The 19,902-nt window shown below is 62.9% G+C and carries 12 protein-coding genes and 2 rRNA genes; 12 read left to right on the forward strand and 2 right to left on the reverse strand.

All coding sequences use genetic code 11. The features are described 5' to 3' along the window. The 7 genes from argB to LFT43_RS07180 all read left to right on the forward strand — a co-directional run bounded on the left by argB (position 1) and on the right by LFT43_RS07180 (position 7,453). Positions 1-945, forward strand: a complete 945-nt coding sequence (gene argB / locus LFT43_RS07150) for an acetylglutamate kinase (protein WP_395801817.1) — start codon at positions 1-3, stop codon at positions 943-945. Continuing rightward, complete coding sequence (locus LFT43_RS07155; protein ID WP_395801818.1) at positions 942-2,243, forward strand: acetylornithine transaminase; 1,302 nt, start codon at positions 942-944, stop codon at positions 2,241-2,243. The genes argB and LFT43_RS07155 overlap by 4 nt, the downstream gene beginning before the upstream one ends. Further along, positions 2,240-3,259, forward strand: a complete 1,020-nt coding sequence (gene argF / locus LFT43_RS07160; protein WP_395801819.1) for an ornithine carbamoyltransferase — start codon at positions 2,240-2,242, stop codon at positions 3,257-3,259. Before LFT43_RS07155 ends, argF begins: the two co-directional genes overlap by 4 nt. Continuing rightward, positions 3,259-3,795 (forward strand): arginine repressor, encoded by a 537-nt coding sequence (locus tag LFT43_RS07165; RefSeq protein WP_395801820.1) that lies wholly within the window; start codon positions 3,259-3,261, stop codon positions 3,793-3,795. The genes argF and LFT43_RS07165 overlap by 1 nt, the downstream gene beginning before the upstream one ends. Positions 3,796-3,883: 88 nt before the next feature. Continuing rightward, the gene (locus tag LFT43_RS07170; RefSeq protein WP_265978315.1) at positions 3,884-5,089 is read left to right on the forward strand and encodes an argininosuccinate synthase; all 1,206 of its coding nucleotides are present in this window, start codon (positions 3,884-3,886) and stop codon (positions 5,087-5,089) included. Beyond that, positions 5,086-6,561, forward strand: coding sequence for an argininosuccinate lyase (gene argH, locus LFT43_RS07175; RefSeq protein WP_395801821.1), 1,476 nt, complete (start codon positions 5,086-5,088; stop codon positions 6,559-6,561). Before LFT43_RS07170 ends, argH begins: the two co-directional genes overlap by 4 nt. Before the next feature lie 154 nt (positions 6,562-6,715). Further along, complete coding sequence (locus LFT43_RS07180) at positions 6,716-7,453, forward strand: maleylpyruvate isomerase family mycothiol-dependent enzyme (RefSeq protein WP_395801822.1); 738 nt, start codon at positions 6,716-6,718, stop codon at positions 7,451-7,453. Here LFT43_RS07180 and LFT43_RS07185 read toward each other — a convergent pair. After that, complete coding sequence (locus tag LFT43_RS07185; protein WP_395801823.1) at positions 7,359-8,924, reverse strand: AlkA N-terminal domain-containing protein; 1,566 nt, start codon at positions 8,922-8,924, stop codon at positions 7,359-7,361. The genes LFT43_RS07180 and LFT43_RS07185 overlap by 95 nt on opposite strands. A 95-nt stretch (positions 8,925-9,019) precedes the next feature. Here LFT43_RS07185 and LFT43_RS07190 point away from each other — a divergent pair, with 95 nt between their 5' ends. Continuing rightward, on the forward strand, positions 9,020-9,670 hold the full coding sequence (locus LFT43_RS07190) for a DNA-3-methyladenine glycosylase (RefSeq protein ID WP_395801824.1): 651 nt from the start codon (positions 9,020-9,022) through the stop codon (positions 9,668-9,670). 19 nt (positions 9,671-9,689) lie between these two features. Here the strand turns inward: LFT43_RS07190 and LFT43_RS07195 are convergent, their stop codons facing one another. Beyond that, complete coding sequence (locus LFT43_RS07195) at positions 9,690-10,325, reverse strand: GNAT family N-acetyltransferase (RefSeq protein ID WP_395801825.1); 636 nt, start codon at positions 10,323-10,325, stop codon at positions 9,690-9,692. A gap of 158 nt (positions 10,326-10,483) precedes the next feature. Between LFT43_RS07195 and LFT43_RS07200 the strand changes: the two genes are divergently transcribed. From LFT43_RS07200 to LFT43_RS07215, 4 genes are all read left to right on the forward strand, one after another. Continuing rightward, positions 10,484-12,712 carry an AAA family ATPase gene (locus LFT43_RS07200; RefSeq protein WP_395801826.1) on the forward strand — a complete coding sequence of 743 codons (2,229 nt, stop codon included), beginning with the start codon at positions 10,484-10,486 and terminating at the stop codon, positions 12,710-12,712. Between the two features lie 44 nt (positions 12,713-12,756). After that, positions 12,757-14,067 carry a tyrosine--tRNA ligase gene (tyrS, locus tag LFT43_RS07205; RefSeq protein ID WP_395801827.1) on the forward strand — a complete coding sequence of 437 codons (1,311 nt, stop codon included), beginning with the start codon at positions 12,757-12,759 and terminating at the stop codon, positions 14,065-14,067. Positions 14,068-14,639: 572 nt separating this feature from the next. Beyond that, positions 14,640-16,163: ribosomal RNA gene (locus LFT43_RS07210) — 16S ribosomal RNA — on the forward strand. 556 nt (positions 16,164-16,719) lie between these two features. Then, positions 16,720-19,857, forward strand: a 23S ribosomal RNA gene (locus LFT43_RS07215). The 16S and 23S rRNA genes sit together here, the layout of an rRNA operon. The last annotated feature ends 45 nt before the right edge of the window (positions 19,858-19,902 follow it).

Genomic DNA, 19,902 nt, shown 5'->3' on the forward strand with positions numbered 1-19,902 from the left:
ATGACTGCGCACACCCGCGAAAACACGTCCATGAGTGATGCCCAGGACAAGGCCGCGACCCTGATCGAGGCGTTGCCCTGGATCCAGCGCTTCGCCGGTACCACCATGGTGATCAAGTACGGCGGCAACGCCATGGTCAACGAGGAACTCCGCCGTGCCTTCGCGGAGGACATTGTCTTCCTGCACCACGTGGGTATCCACCCCGTCGTGGTGCACGGTGGCGGCCCGCAAATCAACTCGATGCTCAGCAGGCTCGGCATCGAATCCGAATTCAAGGGCGGCCTGCGCGTCACCACCCCCGAGGCCATGGATGTGGTCCGCATGGTGCTCACCGGACAAGTGGGACGGGAACTCGTTGGTCTCATCAACTCCCACGGACCCTATGCAGTCGGCATGTCCGGCGAAGACGGCGGTCTGCTGCGCGCCGTGCGCACCGGCACCGTCGTGGATGGCGAGGAAGTAGACCTTGGCCTGGTGGGCGAGGTAGTGGGCGTTGATCCCACGGGTATCGAGGACATCCTCGACGCCGGCCGCATCCCGGTGATTTCCACGGTTGCCCCCGAGATCCTTGACGAAGGGGACGGCACAGGCTCCACCACCGGCCAGGTCCTCAACGTCAACGCGGACACGGCCGCAGCGGCAGTCGCCGCTGCGCTGGGCGCGTCAAAGCTCGTTATCCTGACCGACGTCGAGGGACTCTATGCCAACTGGCCGGACAAGTCCTCGCTCATCTCTTCGCTGACTGCCTCCGAGTTGCGTGAGATGTTGCCGCGGCTGGAGTCCGGCATGATCCCGAAAATGGCGGCCTGCCTGAAGGCCATTGATGAAGGCGTGGAGCGGGCGCACATCGTGGATGGCCGCTTGCCGCACTCCATGCTCCTGGAAACCTTTACGACCGCGGGCATCGGAACCCAGGTTGTCCCCGATGAGGAAGTGAACTCATGAACGCCAACGAAGCAGAACTGGTTGAAACGCCCGCAGACGCAATAGCTGGGCACAGCACGGGAGCCGACTGGCTGGCCCGCTATTCGTCCTCGCTCATGGGCGTTTTCGGCACCCCACAGCGTGTCCTGGTCCGCGGGGCAGGGGCCCTCGTGTGGGACGCCGACGGCAAGGAATACCTTGACCTCCTGGGCGGCATTGCCGTCAACGCCCTAGGACACGCCCACCCCTTCGTCACGTCGGTCATCTCCAGCCAGCTCGCCACGCTGGGGCACGTCTCCAACTTCTTCACGAGCCCCACGCAGATTGCGCTCGCTGAGAAGCTCCTGTCCATCACCAACGCTCCCGCCGGTTCCAAGGTATTCTTCGCCAACTCCGGGACCGAAGCCAACGAGGCCGCGTTCAAGTTGGCTCGGCGCAACAGTGAAGCGCCGGCCGGTGCAAAATCAGCCAAGCGCACCAAGATCATCGCCCTCGACGGTGCCTTCCACGGCCGCACGATGGGTGCCTTGGCCCTGACCGCCAAGGAAGCCTACCGGGCGCCCTTCGAACCGTTGCCCGGCGGCGTGGTCCACATCCCCTTCGGCGACATCGAAGCCCTCCGCGCCGCCGTCGACGAAACGACGGCGGCCGTGTTCCTCGAGCCCATCCAAGGCGAGGCGGGCGTCCGCCCGCTCAGCGTCGAATACCTGCGGGCGGCCCGCGAAGCCACCACCGCTGCCGGCGCGCTGCTGATCCTGGACGAGGTCCAGACCGGCATCGGGCGCACGGGCAAGTGGCTGGCCAGCGAAGACGCCGGAATCGTCCCCGACGCCGTGACCCTCGCCAAGGGCCTGGGCGGCGGCTTCCCGGTTGGCGCGCTCATCACCTTCGGAGAGCCGACGTCGTCGCTCCTGACAGCGGGCCAGCACGGTACCACTTTCGGCGGGAACCCGGTGGCAACGGCCGCCGCCCTCGCCACCTTGCATGCCATCGAAAGCCAGGGCGTACTGGAAAACGTGCTCACTGTCGGCACGCGGCTGCGGGCCGGCCTGTCCGACGTCGACGGCGTCACGGAAGTCCGCGGGGAAGGCCTCCTGATCGGTTTCGATCTCGACGCCGGGATCGCGCCCGCCATGGTGACCGCCGCGCTCGACGCTGGTTTCATCATCAACAGCCCCGGCCCGCGCACCATCCGGCTGGCTCCGCCACTCATTCTGACGACGGAACAAGCCGACCGTTTCCTCAAGGCGCTGCCCGGCATCATCGGGGCGGCAGCCGCCCAGACCGCTGCACCCCTGACCGCTAAGGACACACCGTGAATACCACCCGTCACTTCCTCAAGGACACGGACCTCACACCGGCCGAGCAAGCCGAGGTGCTGGAGCTCGCAGTCCGGATGAAGGCCGCACCGTACAGCGTCCAACCGTTCGCAGCGGACGGCAACGGACGCAAGACCGTCGCCGTCATCTTCGACAAGACCTCCACCCGAACCCGGGTGTCCTTTGCCACCGGCATCGCGGACATGGGCGGCAACGCGCTCATCATCAATCCGGGGGAGGCGCAGATCGGCCACAAGGAGTCCGTTGAGGACACCGCGAAGGTACTCGAACGCATGGTATCGACCATCGTCTGGCGCACCGGCGCGCACTCCGGCCTCGTGGCGATGGCCGAGAACTCCAAGGTTCCAGTCATCAACGCTCTTTGCGACGACTATCACCCTTGCCAGCTCCTTGCAGACCTCCTGGCGGTCAAGGAGCGCAAGGGCGAACTTGCCGGACTCACCATGGCCTACCTCGGCGACGCCGCGAACAACATGGCCAACTCGTACCTCCTGGCGGGCGTCACGGCGGGGATGCACGTCAGGATCTCGGGGCCGGAAGGCTATCTGCCAGCCGCTGACATCGTTGCTGCAGCCGAGGAACGGGCCGCAGAGACCGGTGGTTCGGTGCTCATCACCACTGACGCCGCGGAAGCCCTTCGGGGGGCCGATGTCGTCGCCACAGACACGTGGGTGTCCATGGGCCAGGAGGCCGAAAAAGAAGCCCGGATGCAGCTCTTCCGCGAGTACTCCGTGGACGAGGCTGCCATGGAACTAGCAGCGCCGGACGCCGTCGTGCTCCACTGCCTGCCGGCCTACCGCGGTTACGAGATCTCGGCAGGCGTTATCGATGGGCCGCAGTCCATCGTCTGGGATGAAGCAGAGAACCGCTTGCACGCCCAGAAGGCGCTCATGGCCTGGCTCATGCACAGATCGGGACTCGCATTCGTCGACGGGCTTTCCCCCGCTGAAGGCACCGTTTCTCCCGGAAAAGGCGCTTCGGAGAGCACGTTCTAGTGTCCACCCATCCGGCGTCGCATGGCGCCAGCCCCGCCACCAAGACGGCCCGGCAGGCGCGGATCATCGCGATCCTGACGGGCGAGTCTGTGCGGTCGCAGGCTGAGCTCGCGGCCCTGCTGGCGGACGACGGCGTCCAGGTCACCCAGGCGACCCTCTCCAGGGACCTGGTGGAACTGGGCGCGGTGCGGGTGCGCGGCAAGGACGGTGCACTGGTCTACGCGGTGCCCGGCGAGGGTGGTGATCGCAATGCCAAGAGCGGTGTCACCCAGGAAATCCTGGACGCGCGCCTGTCGCGGCTCTGCGGGGAGCTGCTGGTCACCGCGGAGGCTTCGGGCAATATCGTGGTGCTGCGGACGCCGCCGGGTGCCGCCAACTTCCTGGCCCTGGCCATCGACCACTCGGTGATGCCGTCTGTATTGGGTACGATCGCAGGCGACGACACCTTGCTTTTGGTTGCCAGGGATCCCGACGGCGGGGCCGAATTGGCAACCCGGTTCCTCCAACTGGCCCAGGAAGCCGGACCGGGCAACTAGCCGGACCGGTAACTGAATCATTCCGGCCTTCGGGTCGGTCCCAAGCATTTGACTCAAAAGAACCAAGCAACAACAAAGGAGCACTCTCGTGACTGAGCGCATTGTTCTGGCCTACTCCGGTGGCCTTGATACTTCCGTAGCCATCGGCTGGATCGGTGAAGCCACCGGTGCCGAGGTCATCGCCGTGGCGGTCGACGTCGGACAGGGCGGCGAGTCGCTGGAGACCATCCGCCAGCGCGCCCTCGGCTGCGGCGCCGTCGAGGCCTACGTGGCCGACGCCCGCGACGAGTTCGCGAACGAATACGCCATGCCCACGCTGAAGGCCAACGCCCTCTACCAGGGCCACTACCCGCTAGTCTCGGCCATCTCCCGCCCGGTGATCGTCAAGCACCTCGTCAAGGCCGCCCGTGAATTCGGTGCCACCACCGTTGCGCACGGCTGCACCGGCAAGGGCAACGACCAGGTCCGCTTCGAAGTGGGTATCCAGACCCTCGGCCCGGACCTGAAGTGCATCGCCCCCGTCCGCGACCTCGCCCTGACCCGCGACAAGGCCATTGCCTTCGCCGAGGAAAAGGGACTCCCGATCGAGACCACCAAGAAGAACCCGTACTCGATCGACCAGAACGTCTGGGGACGCGCCGTCGAGACCGGCTACCTCGAGGACATCTGGAACGCTCCCACCAAAGACATCTACGACTACACGGCCACACCGGAGTTCCCACCGGCACCGGACGAGGTCACCATCACCTTCGAGGCCGGCGTGCCCGTGGCTGTCGACGGCGTCAAGCGCACCCCGCTCCAGGTCATCCAGGAACTGAACCGCCGGGCCGGTGCCCAGGGCGTCGGCCGCATCGACGTCGTCGAGGACCGCTTGGTCGGCATCAAGTCCCGCGAAATCTACGAAGCTCCGGGTGCAATGGCCCTTATCACCGCGCACAAGCACCTCGAAGACGTCACCATCGAGCGCGAGCAGGCCCGCTTCAAGGCCACTGTCGGCCAGCGGTGGTCCGAACTGGTCTACGACGGCCAGTGGTTCTCCCCGCTCAAGCGTTCCCTGGACGCCTTCATCGAGGACACCCAGCGCTACGTTTCCGGCGACATCCGCATGGTCCTGCACGGTGGCCAGGCCATCGTCAACGGCCGCCGCTCGGAAACCTCGCTCTACGACTTCGACCTCGCCACGTATGACACCGGCGACACCTTCGACCAGTCGCAGGCCAAGGGCTTCATCGAGCTGTGGGGCATGTCCTCCAAGGTTGCCGCAGGCCGCGACCTGCGCGTGTCGGGTCAATGATGGAGGATCAGGGCCCACGGACGCCGGGGTCCCCGGCCGAGCGCAGCGAGGTTGGGGAGCGTTCGGGGACCAATGAAGGCGCTCTGTGGGGCGGCCGGTTCGCCGGCGGCCCTGCAGATGCCCTTGCCGCACTGAGCAAGTCCACGCATTTTGACTGGCGGCTGGCCCGCTACGACATTGCCGGTTCCAAGGCGCATGCGCGCGTGCTGCACAAAGCGCGGCTGCTGGACGATGCCGAGCTCGAAGGCATGCTCGCCGCCCTCACGCAGTTGGATGACGACGTCGCGAGCGGCGCCTACCAGCCTGCCGAATCCGATGAGGATGTCCACGGTTCCTTGGAACGGGGACTCATCGAGCGGGCTGGAACCCACTTGGGCGGCAAGCTCCGGGCAGGGCGTTCGCGCAACGACCAGGTGGCCACGTTGGGCCGCATGTTCCTGCGCGACCACGCCCGCATCATTGCCCGCGGCGTGCTCGCCACGATCGATGCCCTCGTGGAGCAGGCCAAGGCCCACCAGGGCGTTGCCATGCCTGGCCGGACCCACCTACAGCACGCCCAGCCCGTCCTGCTGAGCCACCATCTGCTGGCCCACGCTTGGGCCCTGCTGCGCGATGTGCAGCGGTTCCAGGACTGGGACAAGAGGGCCGGCATCTCGCCGTACGGTTCCGGTGCCTTGGCGGGTTCCTCGCTGGGCCTGGATCCCGAGGCCGTCGCTGCGGACCTCGGCTTCTTCTCGGCGGTGCACAACTCGATCGACGGCACCGCCTCGCGCGATGTCTTCGCCGAGTTCGCGTGGATCTGCTCGATGATCGGCATCGACCTGTCGAGGGTCTCCGAGGAAGTCATTCTGTGGGCCACCAAGGAGTTCTCCTTCGTGACGCTGCACGATTCGTACTCCACGGGGTCTTCGATCATGCCGCAGAAGAAGAACCCGGACGTCGCCGAACTCGCCCGCGGCAAGGCGGGGCGCCTCATCGGCAACCTGGCCGGCCTGTTGGCGACGCTCAAAGGCCTGCCGCTCGCGTACAACCGCGATCTGCAGGAAGACAAGGAGCCGGTCTTCGACGCCGCGGACACCTTGGAAGTGCTGCTCCCCGCGGTCTCCGGGATGATCGCCACGCTCACCTTCAACACGGAGCGCATGGCATCCCTGGCACCGCAGGGTTTCGCCCTGGCCACGGACATCGCCGAGTGGCTTGTCCGCCAAGGCGTGCCGTTCCGGGAGGCCCACGAGCTCTCCGGCGCAGCGGTGAAGCTGGCTGAAGGACGCAGCGTTGAGCTCTGGGACCTGAGCGACGAGGAGTACGCGGGCATTTCGGAGCACCTGACCCCCGAGGTCCGCTCCGTGCTCAGCACCGAGGGTTCGCTCAACAGCCGCAACTCCCAGGGCGGCACGGCCCCGGCCGCCGTCGAACGCCAGCTGACGGTACTCGAGGCTGAACTCGACCGCGTGCGGGGGTACGCGGGCTAGCGTCCCAGACGCTCCCTCAGCTTTGGCGTGGTTTCGGCCAGCGCTCCTGCAGCAAAGGGCAGGAGCGCCGGTGATTTTCACACCAAAGCTGAGGGGGCGTTGTCAGTTAATCCTCGTTAACAGCGCGGTTAACTCTGTCGGATACTATGGCGCTATGACCGAGATCACTACCTCAGCGCTTCTTGCCGAGCTCCACAAGGCAGCCGGCACTGTCACCGAAGTCGTCTCCAAGCTCGACGACGCCGATGTCAAAGCTCCCTCCCAACTGCCCGGATGGACCCGCGGCCACGTGCTGGCGCATATTGGCGGCATCTCCAACGCCATGGCCCGGCAGTTGGAATACGCCGCACGCGGCGAGACCATCGATATCTACGACGGCGGCTACGAGGGCCGTACGAAGGCCATCGAGCTCGCAGCCAGCCACAGCCTCGCCGAACACCGTGCCGCTACGGAAGCCGCCCTCGCCCGGGCCCTGAGGGCCTTCGACGGACTCGTGGAGTCCGGCTGGAACACCCGGATCAGCTTCCGGAATGGAACAGTGCTCGACGGCGGTTTGGCCCTTTGGCGCGAACTGGTCATTCACGCCACGGATCTGGGAATGGGTCGCGGCCCGGAAGCCTGGAGCCGGCAATTCTGCGAGCACCTCATCGATTTCCTCTCGGCCCGTGTTCCGGCCGACCAGAAATTCGTGCTTCAACCTTTGGGCCTCCCGCAGATCGTCATCGGCTCGGGGCGCCAGTCCGTCGCCATCAACGGGATGCTCACGGATATCGCAGCCTGGCTCGCCGGCCGCACGCCTACCCTGGGGAGCCTGCGGGCCTCTGCCGACGCGGACGGTGTTGATCTGCCGGAGTTGCTGCCGTGGCCATCGATCGTTCCAGCGGCGCATTAGCTCCCCTGCGTTTGCTCGCGGCTGCCCTCCAGAGGTGCATCGTGGCGTAGGAACGCCACGGGCTCACATTGCGGAAGTCGGCAGGCAGTCCCTCCGCGGCCGCCAGGTTCTTGAGTCCGTTCCGGACCGCGGCGTCATTGGCCAGGAAAACGTCCGGATCGCCGATGACCCGCATCGCCACATAGCCGACGGTCCAGGGTCCGACGCCGGGCAGCGGCAACAGCTTGTCGGCCAGGGTTTGGGGGCCGTCGCCATAGTCGAAGTCGAGTTCCCCGCTGGCCATGGCCCCCGCCGCGGACAGCACCGAATCAATGCGGCGCTGCGGCCCCCTCAGCAATGCCGCGCCGGAGCGGGCGGTTTCCTCCGCCGTGGGGAACAAACGATCCAGGCCAAGTGCATGTCCGGCGTGTCCTTCCGGCAGTCGGGTTCCGGCGTCGGACAGTTGGGTCAAAGCCGTACGCGCGGCCGCCACCGTGATTTGCTGGCCGATCATCGCCCGGATGAGCAGTTCCTCGGGGTCCACGGCGCCCGGGACCCTGATCCCGGGGATCTCACGCACTGATGGGCAGAGCCGGGCATCGGCGGCCAGCGCCTCGTCCACGGCTACGGGATCGGCGTCGAGGTCGAACAACCGTCGCACGCGGCTCAGGAGGACTGGAAGATCGTGGAGGTCCAAGGCGCTGACGGCGAGAGTCAGCGCACCGCCGCGCGCCCCGGCGTCGTACTCCACAGTGAACGCGGCATTTCCGCGGGGCAGGCGGACGGTTCGCGCGTAGGTGTTAGGACTCGCCAGCTCGATGCCGGGAACCGCGCGGGCGGCGAGAAAATCGAAAATCCCGGTGTCGAATGGCTCCCGGAACGGGAGGTTGAGAGTCAGTGAAGTAGCCCCGGCCTGCTTGCCCCCTTGGCCAAGAGGCTTCGCGGTGGCCCGCAGCGCTGTCGGGGTCATGGCAAAGACTTCATTGATGGTGTCGTTGAATTGGCGGACACTGTTGAATCCGGCGGCGAACGCCACGTCGGCGAGCTTCATCGAGGTGGACACCAGGAGTGTCCGGGCCGTCTGCGCCCGGCTGGCCCGTGCCAGGGACAGTGGACCGGCACCGAGCTCATGGCTGAGGATCCTGCTGAGCTGGCGGGAAGAGTAGCCCAGCCTGGTGGCGAGTCCTTCGACCCCCACCCGGGAGATCGCGCCATCGTTGATGAGCCGCATCGCCCGGCCGGCGATGTCCGAGCGCAGGTTCCACGCGGGCGTGCCCGGAACGGCCTCCGGGAGGCAGCGCTTGCACGCCCTGTACCCAGCCTCGTGCGCCGCGGCAGAAGTTTCGTAGAACGTCACGTTCTCGGCCTTCGGCGTCCGGGCCGGGCACGACGGCCGGCAGTAGATTCCGGTAGAGCGGACGGCGGTGAAGAACTGGCCGTCGAACCGGGGATCCCGCGCATCGATGGCACGGTAGCGTTGCCAAAAGTCCATTGCTCCATCCTCGCAGCCTCCGCGTGCTGTTCCTAGCGGAAATCGGACATTGTCGAGAGCGGATCCAGCGGGCGGATTCTTGCTAGGGTCTGGGCATGACAACGCAGGGTGCAGCTCCGGAAGCCATCAGGGCCATCCTTTCCGGAGATCCGCGGGATGTGGCGCCTTTGCTCCTTGGCGCTGTTTTGAGCCACCAGACTCCTGAGGGCAGGGTGTCCGTCCGGCTCAGCGAGGTCGAAGCCTATCTGGGTCCGCGGGACTCGGCCCAACCCGATCCTGGATCCCACACCTTTGGCGGCCCCACCGCCCGGAACGCGCCCATGTTTGGTCCGGCCGGCCACCTCTACGTCTACTTCACGTATGGCATGCACTATTGCGCCAATATAGTTTGCGGTCCCGACGGCGTTGCGTCCGCGCTGCTGTTGCGGGCAGGGGAGGTGGTGGCGGGGCAAGACCTGGCACAGTCCCGCCGTCCGGCGTCGAGATCCCTGACCGACCTCGCCAGCGGACCCGCCCGGCTTGCCGCAGCCTTGGGGCTGACTACGGCGGATAGCGGCCGCGATGCCTTGGCCGAGCCGTTCGGCCTGGAACTTCCGGTTACCCCGGCAGTGCGATCGGCAGTCGCGAGCGGTCTCCGGGTGGGAGTATCAGGCGACGGCGGTTCCGCCGACTACCCGTGGCGGTTTTGGCTCTCCGGGGACCCCACGGTGTCGCGGTACAAGCCGGGCCGAAGCCGTGCCGTCTAGAAGCTCGGGGAGGTATCCCTCAAGCGACGTGCTCGGTCCGGGTTGGCTCCGCCACATATGCGCAGTGGTTGTCGGCCAGCTCGAAGGGCGCCAAGCGGCCAAGCAATGACTCGCGCACCTGGGGCCATTCCTCCTGCAGGATCGAGAACACGGCGGTGTCGCAGCGGCTGCCGTCGGGAGCGAAGCGGTGCCCGCGCAGCGTGCCCTCGTAGCTGGCGCCGAGACGCTGGATGGCTGAGGCGCTGCGCGTATTGCGTGCATCGCAACGGAACCCGACCCGGTGGACGTCCAGCACACCGAAGGCGTAGGCCAGAAGCAGCTGTTTCGCCGCCGGATTGACGTGGCTGCCCCAAAACGGGCGCCCGTAAAAGGTCCCGCCGATCTCGAGGCGCTGCTGTCGGGGAATGTACTCGCACAGGGAGGTGGTTCCGAGCAGCGCCCCCGTCCGCTGCTCGACGACGGCGAACGGGATTGTTGCGGGATCTTCGAGGCGCGCCGCGAAGAGTTCGGCCAGTTCCGCGGCGCTCAAAGGCTGTTCGGCGGCCATGCCGGACCACATCCCGGAGTCCACGAAGTCAAACAGTGGGCCGGCGTGGGCGGGGGAGAGCGGGACCAGGCTGATGCCGTGTCGGGTCAGGGCAACGTCGTGCTGCATTGCAGCATTGAAGCACCACCGGGTACCGACAGAAAAGCTCAGCAGGTTAGCTCTGAGTGAACATTGCGTGACGTACCGGCGTGCGGGCCGTTTCACACACGTCAAGCAAAACCGCTGTAGAATGGACGGTCCGTCTTTTTCGATAGGGGAACGTTTCGATGCACGACGCTGATTTGCTCCACGAACGGGAGTACGTGGCCGGTCTTTACTCGCGCCTGGATGAGTTGCGGGAGGAAAAGCGCCAGCAGCTAGCGCAAGTCCGGCGCGCCGGAGCGGTGGGCACCATGCAGAACGTTTCCGAACGCGATGCCTTCGCGGCGCTGTACGAGGACCGCCTCGCCCAGCTCGACGCCGTCGACGACCGTCTCGTGTTCGGGCGCCTTGACCTGGACACCGGAGAGGCGCAGTACATTGGCCGCATCGGGCTCTCCACGGCGGATCTCCAGCGGCTTATGGTCGACTGGCGCGCCCCGGAAGCCGGCCATTTCTACCAGGCGACCGCCTTCGACCGGCAAGGCGTCCGCCGTCGTCGTCACCTGATACTGCAAGGCCGCGAGGTCAAGGCAATCGAAGACGATGTCCTGGATGCCAGCATGCTGGCGGACAACGCGTCCCTCCAGGGCGAAGGCGCGCTGCTTGCCGCCCTGAATTCCAAGCGCACCGGCCGTATGTCGGACATTGTGGGCACCATCCAGTCCGAGCAGGACCGCATTATCCGTTCGTCCATCTCGGGTGCCTTGGTTGTCCAGGGCGGCCCCGGTACTGGCAAGACGGCCGTCGCGCTCCACCGTGCGGCCTACCTGCTCTATACCCACCGCGACCGCCTGAAGTCCGCGGGCGTGCTGCTCGTTGGCCCATCGTCGTCGTTCATGCACTACATCGAGCGGGTCCTGCCTTCCCTCGGCGAGACCGGCGTCGTCATGGCCAGCCTTGGACGCCTCATGCCTGGGATCCATGCCGTGCCCGAACAGGATCCCGATGTCGCAGCACTCAAGGGCAAGCTTGACATGGCGGGTGTCATCGCCAGTGCCGTGGCCAACCGGCAGCGGACTCCCGCGGAGGACCGCATCCTTGAGGTAGATTCCCGCAAGCTCACCTTGTCTGTCCGGCAGGTACGCCGTGCCCGCGACAGGGCACGCGCCACGGGCAAGCCCCACAACGAAGCACGCGTGACGTTTGTGAAGATCCTGCTGCGCGAGCTCACGGAGCAGCTGACGGAGATCGTCGAGGAGTCCAACATCGGCAACAACGCCGATCGTTCCTACCTCGCCGAAGACGTCCGCTCGGCACGTGATGTCAGGATCGTCTTGAACCTGTGCTGGATGCCCATGACGCCCGAGAAACTCGTGTCTGAGCTCTTCAGCAAGCCGGCCATCCTGGAAGCCTGCACACCGCACCTCACACCGGCGCAGCGTGCGTTGCTGCTGCGGCCTGCGGATGCCCCGTGGACGGAAGCCGATGTTCCGCTGCTCGACGAGGCTGCTGAGCTTCTGGGCGAACTGGATGCTGCCGCCGGCAGGGGACTGGCGCAGCAAGAGCACGACCGTGCCCGAGACATCGCCAACGCCAAGCAGACCCTGGTCAACATGGAGGCCATGGGGGTCGACGTACTGATGACGGCCGAGGAACTCGCCGACCAGAACCAGGAACGCGAGACGCGCCTGACGGCGGCAGAACGTGCCACGACCGATCGTTCGTGGGCATTCGGACACATCGTGGTGGACGAAGCCCAGGAGCTCTCGCCCATGCAGTGGCGGCTTTTGGTCCGGCGTTGCCCGTTGAAGTCCTTCACGATCGTCGGCGACATCGCCCAGACGAGTTCCTCGGCCGGCGCGAACTCCTGGCAGAGTGCCCTCGCGCCGTCGTTCGGGGACCGCTGGCAGCTCGAAGAGCTCACCGTCAACTACCGCACCCCCTCGCAGATCGCCGAAGCGGCGGTCCGCATGGCGAACCGTGCAGGCCTGGTTGTTTCTGCTCCCAAGGCCGTCCGCGAAGGCAAATGGTCGCCCATCGTGGACCGTGTGGACAAAGCGGACATGGTGGACTGCCTCGTCGAGATCCTTCCTGAAGAACTGGAGGCGATCGACGGCGGTCTCCTCGCCGTGATTGCCGACGGCGCCCTCCTGCCGCGCGCTGCAGCCGCCCTCCGTGGCGTCTACGGCCACCGCGTGGGCACCGGAGCGGGGAGTTACTCCCAGGACATCGTGGTCATCAGCCCGAAGGAAGCCAAGGGCCTCGAGTTCGACGGCGTCGTGGTTCTGGAACCCGCTGCCATGCTCAATCACGAGCATGGCAAGGTGGGCGATCTCTACGTCGCCATGACCCGTCCGACGCAGCGACTCCGGCTCATTACCGCCGCGCCGCTGCCCGCGGGTATCGAGCGCTGAGGGAAACAAGCAGTCTGAATAGCAATCCTGCTAACTTAGAACTCGTGTCACACGTAAACAACCTCGAGTCCCAGCACAACGACCCGGGCTTTGCCAATATCTGGCAAGAGCTCAAATGGCGCGGCCTTATCCACGTTTCCACTGATGAAACGGAATTGGAAAAGCTGCTCGCCGGGGACCCGATCACGTATTACTGTGGCTTCGACCCCACGGCACCGTCTCTGCACCTCGGCAACCTGGTCCAGCTTTTGCTCATGCGTCGCCTCCAGCTGGCCGGTCACAAGCCGCTCGGCCTCGTGGGCGGCTCCACCGGACTGATCGGCGACCCGCGCCCGACGGCGGAACGCACCTTGAACACCAAGGACACGGTTTCGGAGTGGGTTGGCTACCTTCAGGCTCAGGTCCGCCGCTTCCTCAGCTTCGAGGGCGACAACGCCGCACGCATGGTGAACAACCTTGACTGGACCGCGCCCCTGAGTGCCATCGACTTCCTGCGTGAAATCGGGAAGCACTTCCGCGTGGGCACCATGCTTCGCAAGGATGCCGTTGCCTCCCGTCTCGGTTCCGACGAAGGCATCAGCTACACCGAGTTCAGCTACCAGATCCTGCAGGGCATGGACTACCTCCAACTCAACCGCGATTACGGCTGCGTGTTGCAAACCGGTGGCTCGGACCAGTGGGGCAACCTGACGAGTGGCACGGAGCTGATCCGAAAGGTTGACGGCAAGGTTGTCCACGCCCTAGGCACGCCCCTCATTACCAATTCGGACGGCACCAAGTTCGGTAAGAGCGAGGGCAATGCCATTTGGCTGGACGCCCATATGTGCAGCCCGTATGCCTTCTACCAGTTCTGGCTGAACACCGCGGACGCCGACGTCGTTGATCGCCTTAAGGTCTTCACTTTCCTTAGCCGCGCCGAGATCGAGGAACTTGGAGCCGCTGTTGCCGGGCGCCCGTTCGCGCGCGAGGGCCAGCGCAGGCTCGCCTACGAAGTCACGTCGCTGGTGCACGGAATCGAGGCAACGGAGAAGGTGATCGCTGCTTCCGCCGCGCTGTTCGGCAATGGCGATCTCTCGGTTCTGGATGAAGCCACCTTGGCGTCCGCCACGGCCGAGCTGCCGTCAGCCTCGATCCGCGCGGATGGCCTGGGTATCGTTGACCTCTTGGTCGCTTCCGGACTGTCCGAGAGCAAATCCGCTGCTCGTCGTACGGTGGGAGAGGGCGGCGCCTACGTGAACAACAGCAAGGTGACGGACCCGGACGCCGTGATCGACCAGGCGGAACTGCTTCACGGCCGATACTTGTTGTTGCGCCGGGGGAAGAAGAATCTGGCAACCGTCGAAGTGACCGTCTGACGGTTCCTTGACTTCATGGCGGGGCAGGTTTGTTCCGCTGTGTGCCGTGGTGCAGGCGCGCCGACGCTGACTATTGCACGTTCCTCCGAGGCCGACTTGCGCGGCTCCGGGGGAGCGTGTATCGTTTTCTGAGTTGCTGCCGCTGATGCGGACAAATTGCAACAAAATCCCATTGAATTGTGAAAGATCCGGTTTGGACGAAAGTCCGGAAATCGGATAATTTTTTGACTCTTCGGGGATATTCGATTTACTTGGGTGAATTTCGGGAGAAATCCTGGATTTGCAAAGTGAAAATGAATGAAATACAGTAGGAACATCGCAGCGAGGAAATGCGGAACATCGAATTCAATTGAATTTGTTCCGAGAAGTATTCGGATTGTGTCTGTTGTTTGAGAACTCAATAGTGTGCCAAGTTTGTTGATACCGATTTATTTTATATGAATTGGTTGTTTTGGCTGGTTCCGTGTCACCTTCGTGGTGCGGGGCTGGTTTTTTACAGCTGGTTTCAAATTTTGTGCAGCCGTTCCGCCGTTATTTCCGGTGGTTGTGGTTGTGTCTGTTTTTGTTTTACTTCAACGGAGAGTTTGATCCTGGCTCAGGATGAACGCTGGCGGCGTGCTTAACACATGCAAGTCGAACGATGATCCCTGGCTTGCCGGGGGGATTAGTGGCGAACGGGTGAGTAACACGTGAGTAACCTGCCCTTGACTCTGGGATAAGCCTGGGAAACTGGGTCTAATACCGGATATGACCGTGCCGCGCATGCGGTGGTGGTGGAAAGCTTTTGCGGTTTTGGATGGACTCGCGGCCTATCAGCTTGTTGGTGGGGTAATGGCCTACCAAGGCGACGACGGGTAGCCGGCCTGAGAGGGTGACCGGCCACACTGGGACTGAGACACGGCCCAGACTCCTACGGGAGGCAGCAGTGGGGAATATTGCACAATGGGCGGAAGCCTGATGCAGCGACGCCGCGTGAGGGATGACGGCCTTCGGGTTGTAAACCTCTTTCAGTAGGGAAGAAGCTTTCGGGTGACGGTACCTGCAGAAGAAGCGCCGGCTAACTACGTGCCAGCAGCCGCGGTAATACGTAGGGCGCAAGCGTTATCCGGAATTATTGGGCGTAAAGAGCTCGTAGGCGGTTTGTCGCGTCTGCTGTGAAAGACCGGGGCTCAACTCCGGTTCTGCAGTGGGTACGGGCAGACTAGAGTGATGTAGGGGAGACTGGAATTCCTGGTGTAGCGGTGAAATGCGCAGATATCAGGAGGAACACCGATGGCGAAGGCAGGTCTCTGGGCATTAACTGACGCTGAGGAGCGAAAGCATGGGGAGCGAACAGGATTAGATACCCTGGTAGTCCATGCCGTAAACGTTGGGCACTAGGTGTGGGGGACATTCCACGTTTTCCGCGCCGTAGCTAACGCATTAAGTGCCCCGCCTGGGGAGTACGGCCGCAAGGCTAAAACTCAAAGGAATTGACGGGGGCCCGCACAAGCGGCGGAGCATGCGGATTAATTCGATGCAACGCGAAGAACCTTACCAAGGCTTGACATGAACCGGTAACGCCTGGAAACAGGTGCCCCGCTTGCGGTCGGTTTACAGGTGGTGCATGGTTGTCGTCAGCTCGTGTCGTGAGATGTTGGGTTAAGTCCCGCAACGAGCGCAACCCTCGTTCCATGTTGCCAGCACGTCGTGGTGGGGACTCATGGGAGACTGCCGGGGTCAACTCGGAGGAAGGTGGGGACGACGTCAAATCATCATGCCCCTTATGTCTTGGGCTTCACGCATGCTACAATGGCCGGTACAAAGGGTTGCGATACTGTGAGGTGGAGCTAATCCCAAAAAGCCGGTCTCAGTTCGGATTGGGGTCTGCAACTCGACCCCATGAAGTCGGAGTCGCTAGTAATCGCAGATCAGCAACGCTGCGGTGAATACGTTCCCGGGCCTTGTACACACCGCCCGTCAAGTCACGAAAGTTGGTAACACCCGAAGCCGGTGGCCTAACCCTTGTGGGGGAGCCGTCGAAGGTGGGACCGGCGATTGGGACTAAGTCGTAACAAGGTAGCCGTACCGGAAGGTGCGGCTGGATCACCTCCTTTCTAAGGAGCACCATCATCGCCCCTTGTGCTGTCCGCATGGATGGTCCGGGGGTGGGTGGAAGCAAAGCCCATTGCGCAGGCGTCTGTTCTGCGGTGGGTGCTCATGGGTGGAATATCAGCAGATAGCGGCCGGTGGTTTCTTTTCCGCCCTTAGTACGGATGTTCTTCCCTTCGCGGGAGGGGTGTTCTGGAACGGTGCGGGGCGGGGGTCCCGGTTTTCCGTGTTTGGCACACTGTTGGGTCCTGAGGCAACAGGGCCATGGTCCGCGGGCCCTCCTTTGTCGGGGGGTGGTGCGGGGTGTGGGTTTTGGTGTTTCCGGTTTCCTGGCTGCATTTGCCTGTGCGTGGTGGTTGTCCCTTTGCGGGGGTGGCTGGTGCGGGGGTGTGGTACGGGGTTGTTGTTTGAGAACTACATAGTGGACGCGAGCATCTGACACGGGCAGGCCTTTGTGCTTGTTTGTGTCTACAGCAATTTCTTTTTGATGGACCTGGATCCGGCCGTGCTTCGGCGTGGTTGGTTTCCGTGGTTCTCTCGGAATGTTTTTGATCTTTGTGTGGTCAAGTTTTTAAGGGCACACGGTGGATGCCTTGGCATTAGGAGCCGAAGAAGGACGTAGGAATCTGCGATAAGCCTGGGGGAGTCGATAACCGGACGTTGATCCCAGGATGTCCGAATGGGGAAACCCCGCCAGGCGCGTTTGCGTGGCCTGGTGACCCGCATCTGAACACATAGGGTGCGTGGGGGGAACGCGGGGAAGTGAAACATCTCAGTACCCGCAGGAAGAGAAAACAAGAGTGATTCCGTTAGTAGTGGCGAGCGAACGCGGATGAGGCTAAACCGTTCCATGTGTGATAGCCGGCGGGCGTTGCATGGGCGGGGTTGTGGGACTTTCCGTACTGGTTCTGCCGGACCGGTGGGGTGAGAGCATGGACATAGGTGAACGGTCTTGAAAGGCCGGCCGTAGAGGGTGGGAGCCCCGTAACCGTAATGTTGTGTGCCGCCTGGAGAGGATCCCAAGTAGCACGGGGCCCGAGAAACCCCGTGCGAATCTGTCAGGACCACCTGATAAGCCTAAATACTTCCTAATGACCGATAGCGGACCAGTACCGTGAGGGAAAGGTGAAAAGTACCCCGGGAGGGGAGTGAAACAGTACCTGAAACCGTGTGCTTACAATCCGTCGGAGCAGCCTTAGTAGTTGTGACGGCGTGCCTTTTGAAGAATGAGCCTGCGAGTTAGTGTTACGTCGCGAGGTTAACCCGTGTGGGGTAGCCGTAGCGAAAGCGAGTCTGAACAGGGCGAGTGTAGTGGCGTGATCTAGACCCGAAGCGGAGTGATCTACCCATGGCCAGGTTGAAGCGACGGTAAGACGTCGTGGAGGACCGAACCCACTTCAGTTGAAAATGGAGGGGATGAGCTGTGGGTAGGGGTGAAAGGCCAATCAAACTCCGTGATAGCTGGTTCTCCCCGAAATGCATTTAGGTGCAGCGTTGCGTGTTTCTTGCCGGAGGTAGAGCTACTGGATGGCCGATGGGCCCTACAAGGTTACTGACGTCAGCCAAACTCCGAATGCCGGTAAGTGAGAGCGCAGCAGTGAGACTGTGGGGGATAAGCTTCATAGTCGAGAGGGAAACAGCCCAGACCACCAACTAAGGCCCCTAAGCGTGTGCTAAGTGGGAAAGGATGTGGAGTTGCGAAGACAACCAGGAGGTTGGCTTAGAAGCAGCCATCCTTGAAAGAGTGCGTAATAGCTCACTGGTCAAGTGATTCCGCGCCGACAATGTAGCGGGGCTCAAGTACACCGCCGAAGTTGTGGATTTCAGATAGTAGACAAGCCTTCGTGGTTCAGTCGTCTGGAGTGGTAGGGGAGCGTCGTGTGGGCGGTGAAGTCGCGGTGTAAACCAGCGGTGGAGCCTACACGAGTGAGAATGCAGGCATGAGTAGCGAAAGACGGGTGAGAAACCCGTCCGCCGAATGATCAAGGGTTCCAGGGTCAAGCTAATCTGCCCTGGGTAAGTCGGGACCTAAGGCGAGGCCGACAGGCGTAGTCGATGGACAACGGGTTGATATTCCCGTACCGGCGAAGGACCGCCCATGCCAAGCGGGGGATACTAACCGCCCGGAGCCTGCCCAAGCACCCTTGTGGTGTGCGGGTTTTGGCCGAGCGCGGGACCTGATCCCGGGAGGTAAGCGTATTAACAGGTGTGACGCAGGAAGGTAGCCGGGCCGGGCGATGGTTGCCCCGGTCTAAGGATGTAGGGTCAGCGATAGGCAAATCCGTCGCTGTGTCTTTGATGACGTTCCTGAGATCTGACGGGACCCCCGCGAGGGGGATCCGGTGATCCTATGCTGCCTAGAAAAGCATCGACGCGAGGTCCCAGCCGCCCGTACCCCAAACCGACACAGGTGATCAGGTAGAGAATACCAAGGCGATCGAGAGAATTATGGTTAAAGGAACTCGGCAAAATGCCCCCGTAACTTCGGGAGAAGGGGGGCCCCAACCTTGAACACCACTTGCTGGTGGGAGGGGATCGGGGCCGCAGAGACCAGGGGGAAGCGACTGTTTACTAAAAACACAGGTCCGTGCGAAGTCGCAAGACGATGTATACGGACTGACTCCTGCCCGGTGCTGGAAGGTTAAGAGGACCGGTTAGCCGCAAGGCGAAGCTGAGAATTCAAGCCCCAGTAAACGGCGGTGGTAACTATAACCATCCTAAGGTAGCGAAATTCCTTGTCGGGTAAGTTCCGACCTGCACGAATGGAGTAACGACTTCCCCGCTGTCTCAACCATAAACTCGGCGAAATTGCAGTACGAGTAAAGATGCTCGTTACGCGCAGCAGGACGGAAAGACCCCGAGACCTTTACTATAGTTTGGTATTGGTGTTCGGAGTGGCTTGTGTAGGATAGGTGGGAGACGTTGAAGCCCGGACGCCAGTTCGGGTGGAGTCATCGTTGAAATACCACTCTGGTCACTTTGGACATCTAACTTCGGCCCGTGATCCGGGTCAGGGACAGTGCCTGATGGGTAGTTTAACTGGGGCGGTTGCCTCCTAAAAAGTAACGGAGGCGCCCAAAGGTTCCCTCAGCCTGGTTGGCAATCAGGTGTCGAGTGTAAGTGCACAAGGGAGCTTGACTGTGAGAGAGACATCTCAAGCAGGGACGAAAGTCGGGACTAGTGATCCGGCGGTACATTGTGGAATGGCCGTCGCTCAACGGATAAAAGGTACCTCGGGGATAACAGGCTGATCTTGCCCAAGAGTCCATATCGACGGCATGGTTTGGCACCTCGATGTCGGCTCGTCGCATCCTGGGGCTGGAGTAGGTCCCAAGGGTTGGGCTGTTCGCCCATTAAAGCGGTACGCGAGCTGGGTTTAGAACGTCGTGAGACAGTTCGGTCCCTATCCGCTGCGCGCGCAGGAAATTTGAGAAGGGCTGTCCTTAGTACGAGAGGACCGGGACGGACGAACCTCTGGTGTGTCAGTTGTACTGCCAAGTGCACCGCTGATTAGCTACGTTCGGATGGGATAACCGCTGAAAGCATCTAAGCGGGAAGCTCGCTTCAAGATGAGATTTCCATGCACCTCGTGTGTGAGAGGCCCCCAGCCAGACCACTGGGTTGATAGGCCGGATGTGGAAGACAGGACCAAAGACTGTTGAAGCTGACCGGTACTAATAGGCCGACAACTTACACCACACAAACACCAGCTGCTTGCGTCCACTATGTGGTTCCCGAACAACA

The sequence above is a fragment of the Arthrobacter sp. FW306-04-A genome (assembly GCF_044358315.1).
In the GTDB taxonomy this organism is placed as follows: Bacteria; Actinomycetota; Actinomycetes; order Actinomycetales; family Micrococcaceae; genus Arthrobacter.